The sequence below is a fragment of the Pseudomonas ficuserectae genome (genome assembly GCF_024584585.1).
Classification (GTDB): domain Bacteria; phylum Pseudomonadota; class Gammaproteobacteria; order Pseudomonadales; family Pseudomonadaceae; genus Aquipseudomonas; species Aquipseudomonas amygdali.
Genome location: NZ_CP085684.1, coordinates 5,676,405 through 5,693,048, shown reverse-complemented (window position 1 = coordinate 5,693,048; position 16,644 = coordinate 5,676,405). Strand labels below are relative to the sequence as shown.

Here is a 16,644-nt window from a genome sequence, read left to right as displayed (position 1 = left end):
CCTTCATGCGTCGCTCTACTCGCTCTTTAGTTCTGCTTCTGGCCCTTGTACCCCTGATCGTTGTGTTCGTGATCGCCAATCAGCGATACCGCTATGTTGAAAGTGCCCTGTTCGACTGGCAGGTGTTCTGGCAGTCCGACTCGCTTCAGTCCATTGGCCTGGATCAGTACCGCGTCGTCACCGAAGCACAGGTGATCGACGGGCTGCAGGATGATGTCTCGGGCCTGAGCTACGACCCGGACCGTAAGAGCCTGTTTACGGTGACCAACCAGAACCCCGAACTGGTCGAGCTGAGCCTGGACGGTCGTGTGCTGCGGCGCATTCCGCTGGTGGGGTTCGGTGATGCCGAGGCTGTCGAATACATCAGCCCGGGCACTTATGTGATCAGCGATGAGCGCCGGCTCCGGCTGATTCAGATTCACGTCGATGACAACACCAAAAGTCTGGACGCCGCCCAGGCAGAACAATTGACGCTGGGCATCACCGCCAGTGGCAACAAGGGCTATGAAGGGCTGGCCTATGATTCGGTCGGCAAGCGCCTGTTTGTCGCCCGCGAGCGTGATCCGGTGCAGATCATCGAAGTGCGCGGCTTTCCCAGGACCAACTCCGAGGCTCCCGGCAATCTGCAGGTCATCTCCAACAGCAAGCGCGATGGCCGACTGTCGGTTCGTGACCTTTCCAGCCTGCAATTCGATGAAACCAGCGGCCATTTGCTGGCCTAGTCCGATGAGTCGAAGCGCATTCTTGAACTCGACACCAGCGGTCATCCGATTGGCAGCGGCTCGCTGGCAAAAGGGGCGATGGGGCTCAGCAAGGACGTGCCGCAGGCTGAAGGGATGGCTATGGACGGGGAGGGCGCGTTGTATCTGGTGAGCGAGCCGAACCTGTTTTACGTGTTCCGCAAGCCTTGAGCCTGTGAGGGTCATGCCCACCTTGCGTGGGCACGACCGGTTTGATCAGCGCGTCAGGGTTTTCACGCCTTCGGTGGTGCCCAGCAGCAACAGGTCGGCCGGACGGGCGGCGAACAGGCCATTGGTGACCACGCCGACGATGGCGTTGATCTGTGCTTCCAGCTCCACCGGATTGGTGATGCTCATGTTGTGCACATCAATGATGATATTGCCGTTGTCGGTTAGAACACCTTCGCGATAAACCGGGTCGCCGCCCAGTTTCACCAGTTGCCGCGCAACGTGGCTGCGGGCCATCGGAATGACTTCGACCGGCAGCGGAAATGCGCCCAGCACCGGCACCAGCTTGCTGCCGTCGGCGATGCAGATAAAGGTCTTGGCCACTGCTGCGACGATTTTCTCGCGTGTCAGCGCCGCGCCACCACCCTTGATCAGGTTCAGATGCTCGTCGCTTTCGTCGGCACCATCGACATAGAACTCCAGATCGCTGACCGTGTTCAGCTCATACACCGGAATGCCATGGCCCTTGAGGCGCGCGGCGGTAGCTTCCGAGCTGGCGACTGCGCCATCGAATGCCGCCTTGTGTTTAGCCAGCGCATCAATAAAGCAATTGGCCGTGGAGCCGGTGCCGACGCCCACAATGCTTTTGTCATCGAGCTTCGGAAGGATGAAGTCGACAGCTGCCTGGGCGACTGCCTGTTTGAGTTGATCCTGGTTCATGCGGGCTCCACGGTGCCTGATGTAAGTAAAAAGAGGGGGTATGTAAAAAAGGCCCGCATTATAGCGGCGACTGCGCTGCAAAGCCCTGTCATTCGTATGGTCGTCTTTCGGTGCGCAGAGTAGACTTCCCGACCTTGCCCGCTTCGTCAGTGATGCCACCCCGATGCTTGAACAGTACGTCAAGAAAATCCTCACCTCCCGCGTGTACGACGTGGCGGTCGAAACTCCGCTGCACGGCGCTCGCCAGCTGTCCGAGCGGCTGGGAAACCGGGTATTGCTCAAGCGCGAAGACCTGCAGCCGGTGTTCTCCTTCAAGATTCGCGGCGCGTACAACAAGCTGGCGCAATTGACCGCAGAAGAGGCCGCACGCGGCGTGGTCACGGCCTCGGCGGGTAACCACGCGCAAGGTCTGGCACTGGCGGCACGCGAACTGGGCATTCTGGCGACTATCGTCATGCCACGCACCACGCCGGAGATCAAGGTCGAAGGTGTGCGCTCGCGGGGTGCCACCGTGGTGCTGCACGGCGATTCCTTCCCGGAAGCGCTGGCCTACTCGCTGAAGCTGGTCGATGAGCAGGGTTTTGTCTACATCCATCCGTATGACGACCCCGATACGATTGCCGGGCAAGGCACCGTGGCGATGGAGATTCTTCGCCAGCAGCCGGGGCAACTGGACGCTATCTTCGTACCGGTTGGTGGCGGCGGTTTGATTGCCGGTATCGCGGCGTACGTCAAATACCTGCGGCCGGAGATCAAAGTGATCGGCGTCGAACCGGACGACTCCAACTGCCTGCAAGCGGCAATGGCGGCGGGCGAGCGTGTGGTATTGAGCCAGGTCGGGCTGTTTGCCGATGGTGTGGCGGTGGCGCAGATCGGCCACCACACCTTTGAAGTGTGCCGCCATTATGTCGATGAAGTGATCACCGTCAGCACCGACGAGATCTGCGCGGCGATCAAGGACATCTACGACGATACGCGCTCGATCACCGAGCCCTCCGGCGCGCTGGGTGTTGCCGGGATCAAGAAATACGTCGAGCAGCGCGGTATCAGCGGTCAGACACTGGTGGCCATCGACTCCGGGGCCAACGTCAACTTCGACCGTTTGCGTCACGTTGCCGAGCGCGCCGAGCTGGGCGAAGGCCGCGAAGCGATCATTGCGGTGACCATTCCCGAGCAGCCGGGCAGCTTCAAGGCATTCTGCGAAGCCATCGGCAAGCGCCAGATCACCGAATTCAACTACCGCTATCACACTGATCGCGAGGCGCACATCTTTGTCGGCGTGCAGACCCATCCCGAGAGCGACCCACGCAGCGCCCTGATCGCCAGCCTGACCGGCCAGGGCTTTCCGGTTCTGGACCTGACCGACAACGAACTGGCCAAACTGCATATTCGCCACATGGTTGGCGGGCATGCCGAGCGGGTCAATGATGAAGTGGTGCTGCGCTTCGAGTTTCCGGAGCGACCGGGCGCGCTGTTCAACTTCCTCAACCGCCTGGGCGGCCGCTGGACCATCTCGATGTTCCACTACCGCAACCACGGCGCTGCTGACGGCCGGGTGGTTGCCGGGCTGGTGGTGCCGGAGGAAGAGCGGCATCTGGTCGGTGCTGCTCTGGATGAGATTGGTTACCCGTATTGGGACGAGAGCGAGAACCCGGCGTACAGGCTGTTTCTGGGCTGACGTTGGGCGCAGAGCAGGCTTCTGCCCGCAGGGCGTGGGAGCGGACCGGGCGACGCTTCGCTTGTTCGCGAATTCGGTAGTTCAGACAATGCATTTTCGTTGAATATACCGGCCCTTTCGCGAACAAGTTCGCTCCCACGGCCTTCGGCCAGAATCAAAGGCGGATTTGTGTATAGCTCTGAGCGCTGGAGCGAAGGTCTGCGAAGCTGCCCTGAAACCGGTAACCTCGGTTGCGTCTGATGTACCGTGTGTACCGGTTTTGCTGCCGGTTCCCGGCAGTTCGCGGACAAGTCCGCTCCCACACAAGCGAAGCGTCGCCTGGTCCGCTCCATTCCGATCTAAAAGGAACAACGCGTCATGGAACCCATCACCGCCCTCAATACCCTGCACATCGTCGCCATTGCGCTGTTGTTGATCAGCGCGCTGGTGTTGGCCAGCGGGGTGGTCAAGGTGCGTCTTGAAGGCGACACGACCGTGCAGAATCGCCTGCTCAAGCGGCCCTTGCTGTTTTTCTGGGTCCTTATGGCCGTGTGCCTGGCGACACTGCCATTCAGCGGCTGGTGGCTGGTGCATCTGAAAGGGTTGTCGCTGGGCCAGACCTGGGTGCTGGGCAGAAGTGTGCTTTACACCCTGGGGCTGTGCAGTTGGGTGTGGCTGGTGGTCAGGCTCAACCGGTTGCGCCTCGGCGCCAAGGGCGGCAAGCGAGGCTTTACCTTGGCGCTGACCGTGATCAGCGTCGTGTGCTTTGTGGCGATGGCCGGTCTGATGGGCTTCAAACCGGCCTGAGCAGTGCCGACGTTCAGTTACGCAGGGTGATAACCGGCCAGCCGCGTCGCTCGGCTTCGGCACGCAATTTATCGTCCGGATCGACCGCAACCGGGTTGGCCACTTGCTCCAGCAGCGGCAGGTCGTTCATCGAGTCGCTGTAGAAATAGCTGTCCTCAAGGCTGAACGCGTTGTCTTCAAGCCACTGATTGAGGCGTGTCACCTTGCCCTCACGGAAGCACGGAACGCCCGTAGTACGACCTGTGTAACGACCATCAACCATCTCGCATTCGGTTGCCAGCAGTGTATCGATGCCCAGCCGCGCCACAATCGGTGCGGTCACAAAGCGATTGGTAGCGGTAATGACCACCAGCTTGTCGCCTGCGTCGCGGTGTTTGGCGATCAATTCCAGCGCCTTGGGCAGCATGATCGGCTCGATGCAGTCGCGCATGAAGTCGCGGTGCCATTCCTCCAGTTGCGCCATATCAGTGTTGCCCAGAATCTCCAGGGTAAAATTCAGGTAGTCGGTCATGTTCAGCGTACCGGCCAGGTAATCCTGATAGAACTCATCGTTGCGGGTCTTGTAGGTTGCGGCATCGAGGATCCCGCGTCGGCACAGATAATCGCCCCAGGTATGGTCGCTGTCGCCGCCCAGAAGCGTGTTGTCGAGGTCGAATAAAGCCAGACGCATAGGGTTACTCGCTGAAATAGTTGAAAAAAGAGTCCCAGAATACGAGGTTTTCACAAGTCTTCACATAAGGTAATAAGCCTCGTTGCTGGTTTGATCGCCTTTGTGGAACAATGCGGCGACATGCGTTTGCGAGGTTGTTGCCGTGATCGACCCCGATGGTTTCCGTCCTAATGTCGGGATTATTCTGACAAACGATGCTGGTCAGGTCCTATGGGCTCGGCGTATTAACCAGGATGCCTGGCAGTTTCCTCAGGGTGGAATCAACCCGCAGGAGACGCCGGAAGACGCGCTTTATCGTGAATTGAATGAAGAAGTCGGGCTGGAACGACATGATGTGCAAATACTTGCCTGCACTCGGGGCTGGTTGCGCTATCGTCTGCCGCAACGTCTGGTCCGTACGCACAGCCAGCCGCTGTGTATCGGCCAGAAGCAAAAATGGTTTCTCCTGCGCCTGATCTCCAACGAGCAGCGGGTGCGGATGGATTTGACCGGTAAACCGGAGTTCGATGGCTGGCGCTGGGTCAGTTATTGGTACCCGTTAGGCCAGGTGGTGACATTCAAGCGCGAGGTGTATCGACGCGCACTCAAAGAGCTTGCCCCGCGCCTGTTATCGCGCGACTGACACGGAGTTCGACCCCGAGCCATGCTCAATACACTGCGCAAGATCGTCCAGGAAGTTAACTCCGCCAAGGATCTCAAGGCGGCGTTGGGCATTATTGTGTTGCGCGTCAAGGAGGCCATGGGCAGCCAGGTCTGCTCGGTCTACCTGCTCGATGCCGAGGTCAACCGCTTTGTGCTGATGGCCTCTGAAGGCCTCAACAAACGCTCCATCGGCAAAGTCAGCATGGCGCCGAATGAAGGCCTGGTCGGTCTGGTCGGCACGCGTGAAGAACCGCTGAACCTCGAAAACGCCGCAGATCACCCTCGTTATCGCTATTTTGCCGAGACTGGTGAAGAGCGTTACGCCTCGTTCCTCGGCGCGCCGATTATCCACCACCGTCGCGTGGTGGGGGTGTTGGTGATCCAGCAAAAGGAGCGTCGTCAGTTCGACGAGGGCGAAGAAGCCTTCCTCGTGACTATGAGTGCGCAACTGGCGGGCGTTATTGCCCATGCCGAAGCCACCGGCTCGATCCGCGGTCTGGGTCGCCAGGGCAAGGGCATTCAGGAGGCCAAGTTTGTTGGTGTGGCCGGTTCGCCGGGCGCTGCTGTAGGTGTGGCAGTGGTCATGCTGCCGCCTGCCGATCTGGAGGTGGTGCCGGACAAGACCGTCACTGACATCGCCGCCGAGCTGGCGTTGTTCCAGAACGCGCTGGAAGGCGTGCGCAATGACATGCGCACCCTGTCAGCCAAGCTTGCCACCCAGCTGCGCCCCGAAGAGCGCGCGCTGTTCGATGTTTACCTGATGATGCTCGATGACGCCTCGCTGGGCAGCGAAGTGACCGATGTCATCAAGACCGGCCAGTGGGCGCAGGGTGCCTTGCGCTCGGTGGTCAGCGAGCACGTCAAACGTTTCGAACTGATGGACGATGCCTACTTGCGCGAGCGAGCCTCGGACGTCAAGGACCTGGGCCGTCGCCTGCTGGCCTACCTGCAGGAAGCGCGGCAGCAGGCGCTGGTCTACCCCGACAACACGATTCTGGTCAGTGAAGAATTGACCCCGGCCATGCTGGGCGAGGTGCCGGAAGGCAAGCTGGTGGGTCTTGTATCGGTTCAGGGGTCCGGCAACTCCCACGTTGCGATTTTGGCGCGGGCCATGGGCATTCCCACGGTCATGGGGCTGGTGGACTTCCCTTACTCCAAGGTCGACGGCATCGATCTGGTGGTCGACGGTTATCACGGCGAAGTCTTCACCAACCCCAGCGAAATCATGCGCAAGCAGTTCGGCAAGGTGGTCGAGGAGGAGCGCCAGCTTTCCCAAGGCCTGGATGCCCTGCGTGAACTGCCCTGCGTGACCCTGGACGGCCATCGCATGCCGCTGTGGGTCAATACCGGCCTGCTGGCTGATGTCGCTCGCGCCCAGCAGCGCGGTGCCGAAGGGGTGGGGCTGTACCGTACCGAAGTGCCATTCATGATCAACCAGCGATTCCCGAGTGAAAAGGAACAGCTGGCGATTTATCGTGAGCAACTGGCCGCCTTCCATCCGCTGCCGGTGACCATGCGCAGCCTGGATATCGGCGGCGACAAGTCGCTGTCCTACTTCCCGATCAAGGAAGACAACCCGTTTCTGGGCTGGCGCGGTATTCGCGTCACTCTCGATCACCCGGAAATCTTCCTTGTCCAGACCCGCGCCATGCTCAAGGCCAGCGAGGGCCTGAACAACCTGCGCATTCTGTTGCCGATGATCTCCAGCACCCACGAAGTGGAAGAAGCGCTGCACCTGATCCACCGGGCGTGGGGCGAGGTGCGCGACGAAGGCACCGACGTGCCGATGCCGCCTGTGGGCGTGATGATCGAAGTGCCTGCGGCGGTCTACCAGACCCGCGATCTGGCGCGTCAGGTCGACTTCCTCTCGGTAGGCTCCAACGATCTGACCCAATACCTGCTGGCGGTCGACCGCAACAACCCGCGTGTGGCCGATCTTTATGATTACCTGCACCCGGCCGTGCTCCAGGCCCTGCAAAGCGTGGTGCGTGATGCACATGCCGAGGGCAAGCCGGTCAGCATCTGCGGCGAGATGGCCGGCGACCCGGCTGCGGCTGTGCTGCTGATGGCGATGGGCTTTGACAGCTTGTCGATGAACGCCACCAACCTGCCGAAAGTAAAGTGGATGCTGCGTCAGATCAACCTCAGCAAAGCCAAGGAACTGCTTGCGCAACTGATGACCAACGATAACCCACAAGTCATCAGCAGCTCCCTGCAACTGGCGCTGAAAAACCTCGGCCTGTCGCGGATGATCAACCCGAGCTCGGTCAAAGGGCACTAAGCGCCACGATAGTTACAGAACTATCGTTCCTCACGCTCCAGCGTAGGAATGCCGTGGGTGACGCTTCGCGTCATAAATCTGTGCCGCACCGCCCGCTCAAGATCGGACGCAGAGCGTCCAGAACTGCATGCGACGCAGAGCGCCGCACGATAGTCGTAGTTACAGAACTATCGTTCCTCACGCTCCAGCGTAGGAATGCCGTGGGTGACGCTTCGCGTCATAAATCTGTGCCGCGCCGCCTGTTCAAGATCGGACGCAGAGCGTCCAGAACTGCATGCGACGCAGAGCGCCGCACGATATTCGAGATTATCGTTCCTCACGCTCCAGCGTAGGAATGCCTTGCGTGACGCTCCGCGTCACAAATCTACGCCGCGCCGCCTGCTCAAGATCGGACGCAGAGCGTCCAGAAAGGCGCTACCACGCGAGTGTGGGAGCGATAACCCCGCTTCTTTACCGCCAGACACATCAGGTGCACCTTTTTTCACTTCGTTCAGCTGGCTTCCATCGGTAGCCGCTAGAGCATCCTGCCGGGCTCCGGTAACATGCGCGCCTGATTCAATCGCTCGCAAGGGCGTTCCAATTGAGGAGTCGCAATGCTGCCTTACCCGCAGATTGACCCGGTAGCCGTCGCTATCGGCCCGCTGCAAATTCACTGGTACGGGGTGATGTACCTGGTCGGCATCGGTGGCGCCTGGCTGCTCGCGTCGCGTCGTCTCAACAAATTCGACCCGACCTGGACCAAGGAAAAACTCTCCGACCTGATTTTCTGGCTGGCCATGGGCGTGATCGTCGGTGGGCGGCTGGGTTATGTGCTGTTCTACGACCTGTCGGCCTACATCGCCAATCCTCTACTGATATTCGAGGTCTGGAAGGGCGGCATGGCGTTCCATGGCGGCTTTGTCGGTGTGATGATCGCGGCCTGGTGGTTTGGCAAGCGCAACGGCAAGAGCTTCTTCCAGTTGATGGACTTCGTCGCCCCGCTGGTGCCGATCGGCCTTGGGGCCGGGCGCATCGGCAACTTCATCAATGCCGAGCTGTGGGGCAAGCCGACCGACGTGCCGTGGGCGATGGTTTTCCCGTCGTTCAGCGACCCTGCGCAACTGGCGCGTCACCCTTCGCAGCTCTATCAGTTCGCATTGGAAGGCGTTGCACTGTTCATCATCCTCAATCTTTACGCTCGCAAGCCGCGCCCGACCATGGCCGTTTCCGGCATGTTCGCGCTGTTCTACGGCATCTTCCGCTTTGGGGTCGAGTTCGTCCGCGTCCCTGACGCCCAGTTGGGCTATCTGGCGTGGGGATGGGTGACCATGGGTCAGATCCTCAGTCTGCCGATGATCATTGCCGGCCTGTTCCTGATCTGGCTGGCCTACAAGCGCGACCCGGCTGCCAGCAAGGCAGCGGCTTAATACCGAAACGCCGGGTGTCAGCACCCGGCGCGTTCAACAAGGCAGGTGATTTATGAAGCAATATCTGGAACTGGTCGCACATGTGATCAAGCACGGGACCTTGCAAGCCAACCGTACCGGCGTGAACACCATCAGCTTTCCGGGTGCGATGCTGCGTTATGACTTGCAGGAAGGTTTTCCGGCGATCACCACGCGGCGCATGGCCTTCAAATCGGCCATCGGCGAAATGGTCGGCTTCCTGCGTGGCGTGAACAATGCTGCCGAATTCCGCGAGTTGGGCTGCAAGGTCTGGGACCAGAACGCCAACGAAAACGCCCAGTGGCTGAACAACCCGTTCCGCAAGGGCGAGGACGATCTGGGCGAAATCTATGGCGTGCAATGGCGCAAGTGGCCAGCCTACAAGCGTATCGATGCCGGCAATGTCGCGGCCATCGAACTGGCGCTGGGCCAGGGGTATCGTCAGATTGCCGAATCGGAAGAGGACGGCCAGTCGTTCGTAGTGCTGTACAAGGCCATCGACCAGATTCGCCAATGCGTCGACACCATCATCAATGACCCAGGCAGCCGCCGGATCCTGTTCCACGGCTGGAACTGCGCACAGCTCGATGAAATGGCCCTGCCGCCGTGCCACCTGCTGTACCAGCTGCACCCGAACCCGCAGACCCGCGAAATCTCGCTGACGCTGTACATCCGTTCCAACGACCTGGGCCTCGGCACGCCGTTCAACCTGACCGAAGGGGCTGCACTGCTGAGCCTGATCGGCCGCCTGACCGGCTACACCCCACGCTGGTTCACCTACTTCATCGGTGACGCCCACGTGTACGAAAACCACCTGGACATGCTCAACGAACAGATGACTCGCGAGCCGTACCCGATGCCGAAACTGGTGATCTCCGACCGCGTGCCCGAGTTTGCCAAGACCGGTGTGTATCAGCCTGAGTGGCTGGAGCTGATCGAGCCTTCGGACTTCACACTGGAAGGCTACCAGCACCATCCGGCAATGACGGCGCCGATGGCGGTCTAAGAGGGCTGCGCGCTATGACCTTCTCGTTCCCGCCTGAGGAGCGAGAGGTTTCAAACCCTTCAATGCCCATGACTCCTCCCCACATGTGAAGCCTCGCCCTCTGGCGCTGCAACCGCACCCGTCACTTCCAGCCTCTCCAGTATCGCGCAATGCTCTGCTGCGCCATCGCTGCAGCGGCGGCGCAGGTCGAGTAGTTCTTCCTGAAGCGCTTGCAGGCTTGCGACGCGGGCGTTGACGTGTTCGATGTGTTCGTCGATCAGCACATTGACGCTTTCGCACTGGTCCTGCGGGCTGTCGCGCAGGCTGAGCAGGTTGCGGATTTCCTCCAGGGTCATGTCCAGGCTGCGGCAGTTGCGGATAAACGACAGACGCTCCATGTGTGCCTGAGTGTACAGCCGGTAGTTGCCATCGCTGCGGGCAGGTGCGGGCAGCAGGCCTTCCCGCTCGTAATAGCGGATGGTTTCGACTTGGGTATCAGTCAGTTTTGCCAGTTCGCCGATTTTCATTTGGACTCATCTCGTTTGAGTGCTTGACCCTATAGTGGCTACAGGGTGTTCACTTGGCAACAAGCAGAATCCTGGAGCGCAAAGAATGGGTACGACGATCAAGACTTCCCCCGTACATGACCACGACCACGACCACGACCACGATCATGACCACGGCGAGCATGCGCCTGAGCAAAAGCCCGTAGAACATGCTCATGCGTGCTGCTCCAGCGATGCACAACCTGCTGTGGTGACCTTTAACGATGCGCTGGCATCAGGTAGTCGCTTGAGCAGCTTTCGTATCGAAGCCATGGATTGCCCGACCGAGCAAACCCTGATCCAGAACAAGCTGGGCAAGCTGGCCGGGGTGCAGAAGCTTGAGTTCAACCTGATCAATCGCCTGCTGGGCGTATGGCACGATCTGCCGTCCACCGACCCGATTCGTGAGGCCATCAGTTCGCTGGGCATGCAGGCCGAGCCGGTCGAGGAGAGCGCAGCGTCTGATCAAGCGGCTCCGGTCGTGAAGAAACACTGGTGGCCGCTGGCATTGTCCGGCGTTACTGCACTGGGTGCTGAGGTGGTCCATTTGGCGTCACTCGGCCCGACCTGGGTCGTTGCTCTGCTGGCGCTGGTGTCGATCTTCAGTTGTGGGCTGACGACCTACAAGAAGGGCTGGATCGCGCTCAAGAACTTCAACCTGAATATCAATGCTCTGATGAGCATTGCGGTGACCGGTGCAATTCTGATCGGGCAGTGGCCTGAAGCGGCAATGGTGATGTTTCTGTTTACTGTGGCCGAGTTGATCGAAGCCAAGTCCCTCGACCGCGCCCGAAACGCTATCAGCGGGTTGATGCAATTGACGCCGGAACTGGCCACCGTTAAACAGGCGGACGGCAGTTGGCAGGAAATTGAAGCTAAAAACGTCGAAATTGGCGCTATTGTCCGCATCAAGCCAGGTGAGCGCGTAGGGCTCGACGGCGAGGTGGTGTCCGGTAACTCGACCATCGATCAAGCGTCGATCACAGGTGAAAGCCTGCCGGTCGAGAAGACTGTCGGCGACAAGGTCTTCGCGGGCACTATCAATCAGGCGGGCTCGCTGGAATATCGTGTGACCGCTGCGGCGAACAATTCGACGCTGGCGCGCATCATTCATGCGGTAGAAGCGGCTCAGGGTTCGCGTGCGCCAACCCAGCGCTTTGTCGACAGCTTCTCGCGGCATCTATACGCCGGTGGTGTTCGTTGTCGCCTTGGGCGTGGCGCTGATTGCGCCGCTGTTTTTCGGCGGCGAATGGTTTGACTGGGTTTACCGCGCGCTGGTGTTGTTGGTAGTCGCTTGCCCCTGTGCGCTGGTGATTTCTACGCCGGTGACGATCGTCAGCGGTCTGGCGGCAGCGGCGCGCAAAGGCATCCTGATCAAGGGCGGCGTTTATCTGGAAATGGGCGAGAAGCTTGATTACCTGGCCCTCGACAAGACCGGCACGCTGACCCACGGCAAGCCCGTGCAGACCGACTACGTGCCGCTGGACCCGACGGTCGCCGACACTGCGCTGGCCATTGCTGCGAGCCTTGCGGGTCGCTCCGATCACCCGGTTTCCCAGGCGATTGCCAAGGCGGCTGACAGCAGCCTGAAGCTGCATGAGGTCTCGGCGTTTGAAGCCTTGGGTGGACGCGGTGTGAAGGGTGCAATCAACGGCCAGATGTATCACCTGGGCAACTATCGCCTGGTTGAAGAGCTGGGTCTGTGTTCGCCAGAGCTGGAGGCGAAGCTCGATGTTCTGGAAATGCAGGGCAAGACCGTGGTGCTGTTGCTGGACACTTCCGGTCCGATCGCGCTGTTTGCGGTGGCTGACACTGTCAAGGAAACCAGCCGTGAAGCCATCGCTCAGTTGCATGAACTGGGCATCAAAACGGTCATGCTGACTGGCGACAATCCGCACACCGCCAAGGCGATTGCCGATCAGGTCGGTATCGACGAAGCGCAAGGCAACTTGCTGCCTGCCGACAAGCTGAGTGCCATCGAGGCCCTTTATGCTCGCAACCATCGTGTGGGCATGGTGGGTGACGGCATCAATGATGCACCGGCGCTGGCTCGGGCCGAGATTGGTTTTGCGATGGCGGCAGCGGGTACTGATACTGCTATCGAGACGGCAGATGTCGCCCTGATGGACGATGATCTGCGCAAGATACCGACGTTCATTCGCTTGTCCCGTCGGACCTCGGCAGTGCTCAAGCAGAACATTGTTCTGGCAATCGCGACCAAGGTGTTGTTTATCGGCATCACGTTTGCGGGCATGGCGACCATGTGGATGGCTGTGTTTGCCGACATGGGCGTGAGTTTGCTGGTGGTGTTCAACGGGCTGCGGCTGCTCAAAAAGTGAACAGTCGAGGGCGTTGAAGGACGGAGGCGGAGCGTCCGGAACGGCATTCCCACGCAGAGCATGGGAACGATAATCGGTGTGGCTATCGGCCGTCTTCGTGAGCAAGCTCACTCCCACAGAGGTATTAGCTATCGCTCCCACGCTCTGCGTGGTAGCGCTTTTATGGACGCTCTGCGTCCGACTTAGTCAGCCAAACCGCTCCTGTCCCCAGGCAATGAAGGTTTCCAGCAGTGGCTTGAGCACGGCGCGGGTCGGCTCTGCCAAGTCCGGGCGGTAGTGGAAGGGCACGAACTCCTCCATGTAGGTGCTTTGCGCCAGTTCCAGCTGCACCGCATGGATGTTGTTGGCCGGGTCGCCATAGTGGCGGGTGATGTGGCCGCCCTTGAAGCGCCCGTTCAACACATGGCTGTAGTCTTTGGCCGCAGCGCAGACCTGCTCCATTCGGCTGGCCAGCTCCGGGTCGCAGCTTGCACCATTGAAGGTGCCGAGGTTGAAGTCCGGCAGGCGACCGTCGAACAAATGCGGAATGTGCCCGCGAATCGAGTGGGCGTCGAACAGCAGCGCATAGCCGAACTCATCACGCATTCGCTGCAGCTCCTGCTCCAGCGTCTGATGATAGGGCGTCCAGATCTGCTGCAGATACAGCGCCCGCTCTTCGGCACTCGGTGTCTGCCCATCTTTGAACAGCGGCACGCCATCGAACAGAATCGACGGGAACAGGCCGGTAGTCGCGCCAGCGTACATCGGTTTGTCGTCGGAGGGCCGATTAAGGTCGATGACAAAACGCGAGTACTCGGCGGCTAGGGTACTGGCACCCAATTCAGCAGCAAAGTCATACAGGCGCGGGATATGCCAGTCGGTGTCCGGCAGGCTCAGGGATTCGTCCACCAGCGCGGCCTCGACCACGGGGGTCAGTTTCAGGCCGGCATGCGGCATGCTGATCAGCAGCGGAACGCGGCCGCGTTTGAATGTCAGAACGTTATCCACAGGGCTCTCCTTCAGATCGATGATTCGACGCCGTGGCGCACGATGCGTTTATCCAGATCGCCGCCCAGCCAGTAGGCCAGATCAGCCGGTCGCTCAATGTCCCAAGCGACGAAATCCGCTACCTTGCCGACCTCCAGCGAGCCGTGGGTCGCGCTCATGTCCAGTGCCTTGGCGGCATTGAATGTCACACCCGCCAGTGCCTCTTCAGGTGTCATGCGAAACAGCGTGCAGGCCATGTTGAGCATCAGACGCAACGACAGCCCTGGCGAGGTGCCGGGGTTCAGGTCGGTGGAAATCGCAATCGGCACGCCGTGCTTGCGCAGCGCTTCCATCGGCGGCAGCTGTGTTTCACGCAGAAAGTAAAACGCCCCCGGCAGCAGCACTGCGACGGTCCCGGCAGCGGCCATGGCGACGGCATCGTCTTCGGTCATGAACTCCAGATGATCCGCCGACAGCGCCTTGTAACGTGCCGCGAGGCTTGACCCGCCCAGCGAAGAAAGCTGCTCGGCATGCAGTTTGACCGGCAGCGCCAACTGCCCTGCGCTGATGAACACTTGCTCGACCTGCGCAGGCGAAAACGCCAGGTACTCGCAGAACGCGTCCACGGCATCCACAAGCCCTTCGGCAGCCAGTGCTGGCAGCATGTCGTTGCAGATGTGATTGATATAGTCGGCGGCGCGATCCGCGTATTCCGGTGGCAGGGCGTGGGCGGCCAGACAGGTGGCGCGTACGGTGACCGGTTGGGTATTGCCCAGGCGGCGGATCACCCGCAGGATTTTGCGCTCGTTTTCCAGGTCCAGCCCATAACCTGACTTCATCTCGACGGTAGTCACGCCGTCCTTGAGCAAGTGTCGCAAGCGTCGCTCGGCACTGGCGTACAGCTCATCTTCACTGGCCGCACGAGTCGCGCGCACCGTGCTGGCGATACCGCCGCCTGCTGCGGCAATCTCGGCGTAGCTCACACCCTGGAGACGCTGTTCGAACTCACCGCTGCGGTTGCCGCCAAACACTGTGTGCGTGTGGCAGTCGATCAGGCCGGGCGTCACCCATGCGCCGCCCAGATCGATGCAGTTGTCATGTTCCGGCTCGGCCAGCTCGGTTTCAGGCCCGATCCACTCGATGAACGCTCCGGAGGTCACGATGGCGGCATTCTCGATGATCGAGTATTTACCGTGCGCCATGCTTGCGATGTGACAGTGTTTCCAGAGCGTTTTCATTTCGGGCCTCTTTGGTCAATGGGGATTGTTGAGCGCCTTTGGCTTGACCCACAACCCGTAGGCGATGAGCAGCAGCACAATCCAGATTGCGCCGACGATCAAGGCTGCACGGTTGTCCGGGAAATAGCCCAGCACGCCGAAGATGAACAGCATGAAGACGATGGCGGCGGCCGGTCCGTAAGGCCAGAACGGCACCGCGAATTTCAGTTGTGTGGCCTCGTCGCGGTTCATCGAACGGCGCATGGCAACCTGGGTGAGCAGAATCATCAGCCAGACCCAGACCGTGGCAAACGTTGCCAGCGAGGCGATCAGCAGGAACACGTCCTTGGGGATCAGGTAGTTGAGCAGCACGCCGCCCAGCAACGCGATGCCCATGACCAACACGGTCATCCACGGCACACCATGCCGTGACAGGCGCGCAAAACTGGCGGGTGCCTGACCGTCACGGGCCAATCCGTACATCATGCGCCCGGCGCCGAAGATGTCGCTGTTGATGGCCGACACCGCAGCAGAGATGACCACGATATTGAGGATAGTCGCCGCCGACGCAATGCCCAGATTATCGAAAATCTGCACGAACGGGCTGCCTTGGGTGCCGATCTGCGGCCACGGGTAAATGCACATCAGCACAAACAGTGTCAGCACATAGAACAGCAGAATGCGCAACGGTACGGCGTTGATCGCCTGTGGCAGGCTGCGTTGCGGGTCCTTTGCCTCACCGGCCGTGATGCCGATGATTTCGATGCCGCCGAAGGCAAACATCACCACCGCAAACGAAGCGATCAGGCCGGTAACGCCGTTGGGCATGAAGCCGCCGTGTGCCCACAGGTTGCTGATGCCTATTTCGGTGCAGCTGGTCGAGCTGCCGATGCCGAAGATCATGATGCCGAAGCCCGCGACAATCATGGCCACGATGGCGCTGACCTTGAGGATCGACAGCCAGAATTCGGTTTCGCCGAAGACTTTCACATTGCACAGGTTGAGCGCGCCGATCAGGAACACGATGCCCAGCACCCAGATCCAGCGCGGCACCTCCGGAAACCAGAAGCCCATGTAAATGCCGAATGCGGTCACGTCGGCGAGGCAGACAATGATCATTTCGAATGCGTAGGTCCAGCCCAGTACGAAACCGGCCAGCGGGCCCATGTAGCGCGTGGCGTAATGGCTGAACGAGCCGGAAACCGGGTCGTGAACGGCCATTTCGCCCAGTGCGCGCATCACCATGTACACCGCCGCGCCGCCGATCAGGTACGCCAGCAATACGGCCGGACCGGCCTGTTGAATCGCCGAGGCCGAGCCGTAGAACAACCCTGTGCCGATGGCAGAGCCCAGGGCCATGAAGCGGATATGGCGGGCGGATAACCCGCGTTTCAAACCATCTTGTGACGTCATTTCAGGTCCATTTCATTACATACAGGTATGGCAAAAGCCGCGAAAACGCCTGCAATCGGCTTCCCGCAGC

The 16,644-nt window shown here is 60.3% G+C and carries 12 protein-coding genes and 2 pseudogenes; 8 read left to right on the top strand and 6 right to left on the bottom strand.

The window, feature by feature from the left end; translation table 11 throughout:
* Positions 1 to 5: 5 nt before the first annotated feature.
* Positions 6 to 911, top strand: a pseudogene (locus LJU29_RS25475) (SdiA-regulated domain-containing protein).
* A gap of 45 nt (positions 912 to 956) precedes the next feature.
* On the opposite strand, the gene rpiA reads toward LJU29_RS25475, so the two are convergent.
* Positions 957 to 1,628: a ribose-5-phosphate isomerase RpiA gene (gene rpiA / locus LJU29_RS25470; protein WP_005758575.1), complete on the bottom strand. Its 672-nt coding sequence runs from the start codon at positions 1,626 to 1,628 to the stop codon at positions 957 to 959.
* A 163-nt stretch (positions 1,629 to 1,791) separates the two neighbouring features.
* Here rpiA and ilvA point away from each other — a divergent pair, with 163 nt between their 5' ends.
* Positions 1,792 to 3,306: a threonine ammonia-lyase, biosynthetic gene (ilvA, locus tag LJU29_RS25465; RefSeq protein ID WP_257111357.1), complete on the top strand. Its 1,515-nt coding sequence runs from the start codon at positions 1,792 to 1,794 to the stop codon at positions 3,304 to 3,306.
* 357 nt (positions 3,307 to 3,663) lie between these two features.
* Positions 3,664 to 4,092, top strand: a complete 429-nt coding sequence (locus LJU29_RS25460) for a DUF2269 family protein (RefSeq protein ID WP_257111356.1) — start codon at positions 3,664 to 3,666, stop codon at positions 4,090 to 4,092.
* Between the two features lie 13 nt (positions 4,093 to 4,105).
* On the opposite strand, the gene LJU29_RS25455 is transcribed toward LJU29_RS25460, so the two are convergent.
* The gene (locus LJU29_RS25455) at positions 4,106 to 4,762 is read right to left on the bottom strand and encodes a histidinol-phosphatase (RefSeq protein ID WP_257111355.1); all 657 of its coding nucleotides are present in this window, start codon (positions 4,760 to 4,762) and stop codon (positions 4,106 to 4,108) included.
* Between the two features lie 142 nt (positions 4,763 to 4,904).
* On the opposite strand from LJU29_RS25455, the gene LJU29_RS25450 reads away from it, so the two are divergent.
* From LJU29_RS25450 to LJU29_RS25435, 4 genes are all read left to right on the top strand, one after another.
* Complete coding sequence (locus tag LJU29_RS25450) at positions 4,905 to 5,384, top strand: RNA pyrophosphohydrolase (protein ID WP_002555745.1); 480 nt, start codon at positions 4,905 to 4,907, stop codon at positions 5,382 to 5,384.
* A 21-nt stretch (positions 5,385 to 5,405) separates the two neighbouring features.
* Positions 5,406 to 7,685 carry a phosphoenolpyruvate--protein phosphotransferase gene (gene ptsP / locus LJU29_RS25445; RefSeq protein ID WP_002555744.1) on the top strand — a complete coding sequence of 760 codons (2,280 nt, stop codon included), beginning with the start codon at positions 5,406 to 5,408 and terminating at the stop codon, positions 7,683 to 7,685.
* 593 nt (positions 7,686 to 8,278) lie between these two features.
* Positions 8,279 to 9,091: a prolipoprotein diacylglyceryl transferase gene (gene lgt / locus LJU29_RS25440; RefSeq protein ID WP_257111354.1), complete on the top strand. Its 813-nt coding sequence runs from the start codon at positions 8,279 to 8,281 to the stop codon at positions 9,089 to 9,091.
* A 52-nt stretch (positions 9,092 to 9,143) separates the two neighbouring features.
* The gene (locus tag LJU29_RS25435; protein ID WP_002555742.1) at positions 9,144 to 10,115 is read left to right on the top strand and encodes a thymidylate synthase; all 972 of its coding nucleotides are present in this window, start codon (positions 9,144 to 9,146) and stop codon (positions 10,113 to 10,115) included.
* A 59-nt stretch (positions 10,116 to 10,174) separates the two neighbouring features.
* On the opposite strand, the gene cadR is transcribed toward LJU29_RS25435, so the two are convergent.
* Positions 10,175 to 10,621 (bottom strand): Cd(II)/Pb(II)-responsive transcriptional regulator, encoded by a 447-nt coding sequence (cadR, locus tag LJU29_RS25430; protein ID WP_257111353.1) that lies wholly within the window; start codon positions 10,619 to 10,621, stop codon positions 10,175 to 10,177.
* An 85-nt stretch (positions 10,622 to 10,706) separates the two neighbouring features.
* On the opposite strand from cadR, the pseudogene LJU29_RS25420 reads away from it, so the two are divergent.
* Positions 10,707 to 12,978 (top strand): annotated as a pseudogene (locus LJU29_RS25420) (heavy metal translocating P-type ATPase).
* Positions 12,979 to 13,164: 186 nt separating this feature from the next.
* Here LJU29_RS25420 and hutG read toward each other — a convergent pair.
* From hutG to LJU29_RS25405, 3 genes are read right to left on the bottom strand one after another with little or no spacing between them, the layout of a single operon-like run.
* Entirely contained in the window at positions 13,165 to 13,965 is an 801-nt protein-coding gene (gene hutG, locus LJU29_RS25415; RefSeq protein ID WP_257111352.1) for an N-formylglutamate deformylase, read from the bottom strand.
* 11 nt (positions 13,966 to 13,976) lie between these two features.
* The gene (hutI, locus tag LJU29_RS25410) at positions 13,977 to 15,182 is read right to left on the bottom strand and encodes an imidazolonepropionase (protein WP_257111351.1); all 1,206 of its coding nucleotides are present in this window, start codon (positions 15,180 to 15,182) and stop codon (positions 13,977 to 13,979) included.
* Between the two features lie 15 nt (positions 15,183 to 15,197).
* Positions 15,198 to 16,574, bottom strand: coding sequence for an L-histidine transporter HutT (locus tag LJU29_RS25405; protein ID WP_122323120.1), 1,377 nt, complete (start codon positions 16,572 to 16,574; stop codon positions 15,198 to 15,200).
* Positions 16,575 to 16,644 lie beyond the last annotated feature (70 nt).

Excerpts from the sequence above, each read along its gene's own strand:
- hutI (WP_257111351.1), bottom strand. The coding sequence starts at position 15,182 with ATGAAAACGCTCTGGAAACACTGTCACATCGCAAGCATGGCGCACGGT.
- lgt (WP_257111354.1), top strand. The coding sequence starts at position 8,279 with ATGCTGCCTTACCCGCAGATTGACCCGGTAGCCGTCGCTATCGGCCCG.
- LJU29_RS25455 (WP_257111355.1), bottom strand. The coding sequence starts at position 4,762 with ATGCGTCTGGCTTTATTCGACCTCGACAACACGCTTCTGGGCGGCGAC.
- LJU29_RS25405 (WP_122323120.1), bottom strand. The coding sequence starts at position 16,574 with ATGACGTCACAAGATGGTTTGAAACGCGGGTTATCCGCCCGCCATATC.
- ptsP (WP_002555744.1), top strand. The coding sequence starts at position 5,406 with ATGCTCAATACACTGCGCAAGATCGTCCAGGAAGTTAACTCCGCCAAG.
- LJU29_RS25460 (WP_257111356.1), top strand. The coding sequence starts at position 3,664 with ATGGAACCCATCACCGCCCTCAATACCCTGCACATCGTCGCCATTGCG.
- rpiA (WP_005758575.1), bottom strand. The coding sequence starts at position 1,628 with ATGAACCAGGATCAACTCAAACAGGCAGTCGCCCAGGCAGCTGTCGAC.
- cadR (WP_257111353.1), bottom strand. The coding sequence starts at position 10,621 with ATGAAAATCGGCGAACTGGCAAAACTGACTGATACCCAAGTCGAAACC.
- LJU29_RS25435 (WP_002555742.1), top strand. The coding sequence starts at position 9,144 with ATGAAGCAATATCTGGAACTGGTCGCACATGTGATCAAGCACGGGACC.
- ilvA (WP_257111357.1), top strand. The coding sequence starts at position 1,792 with ATGCTTGAACAGTACGTCAAGAAAATCCTCACCTCCCGCGTGTACGAC.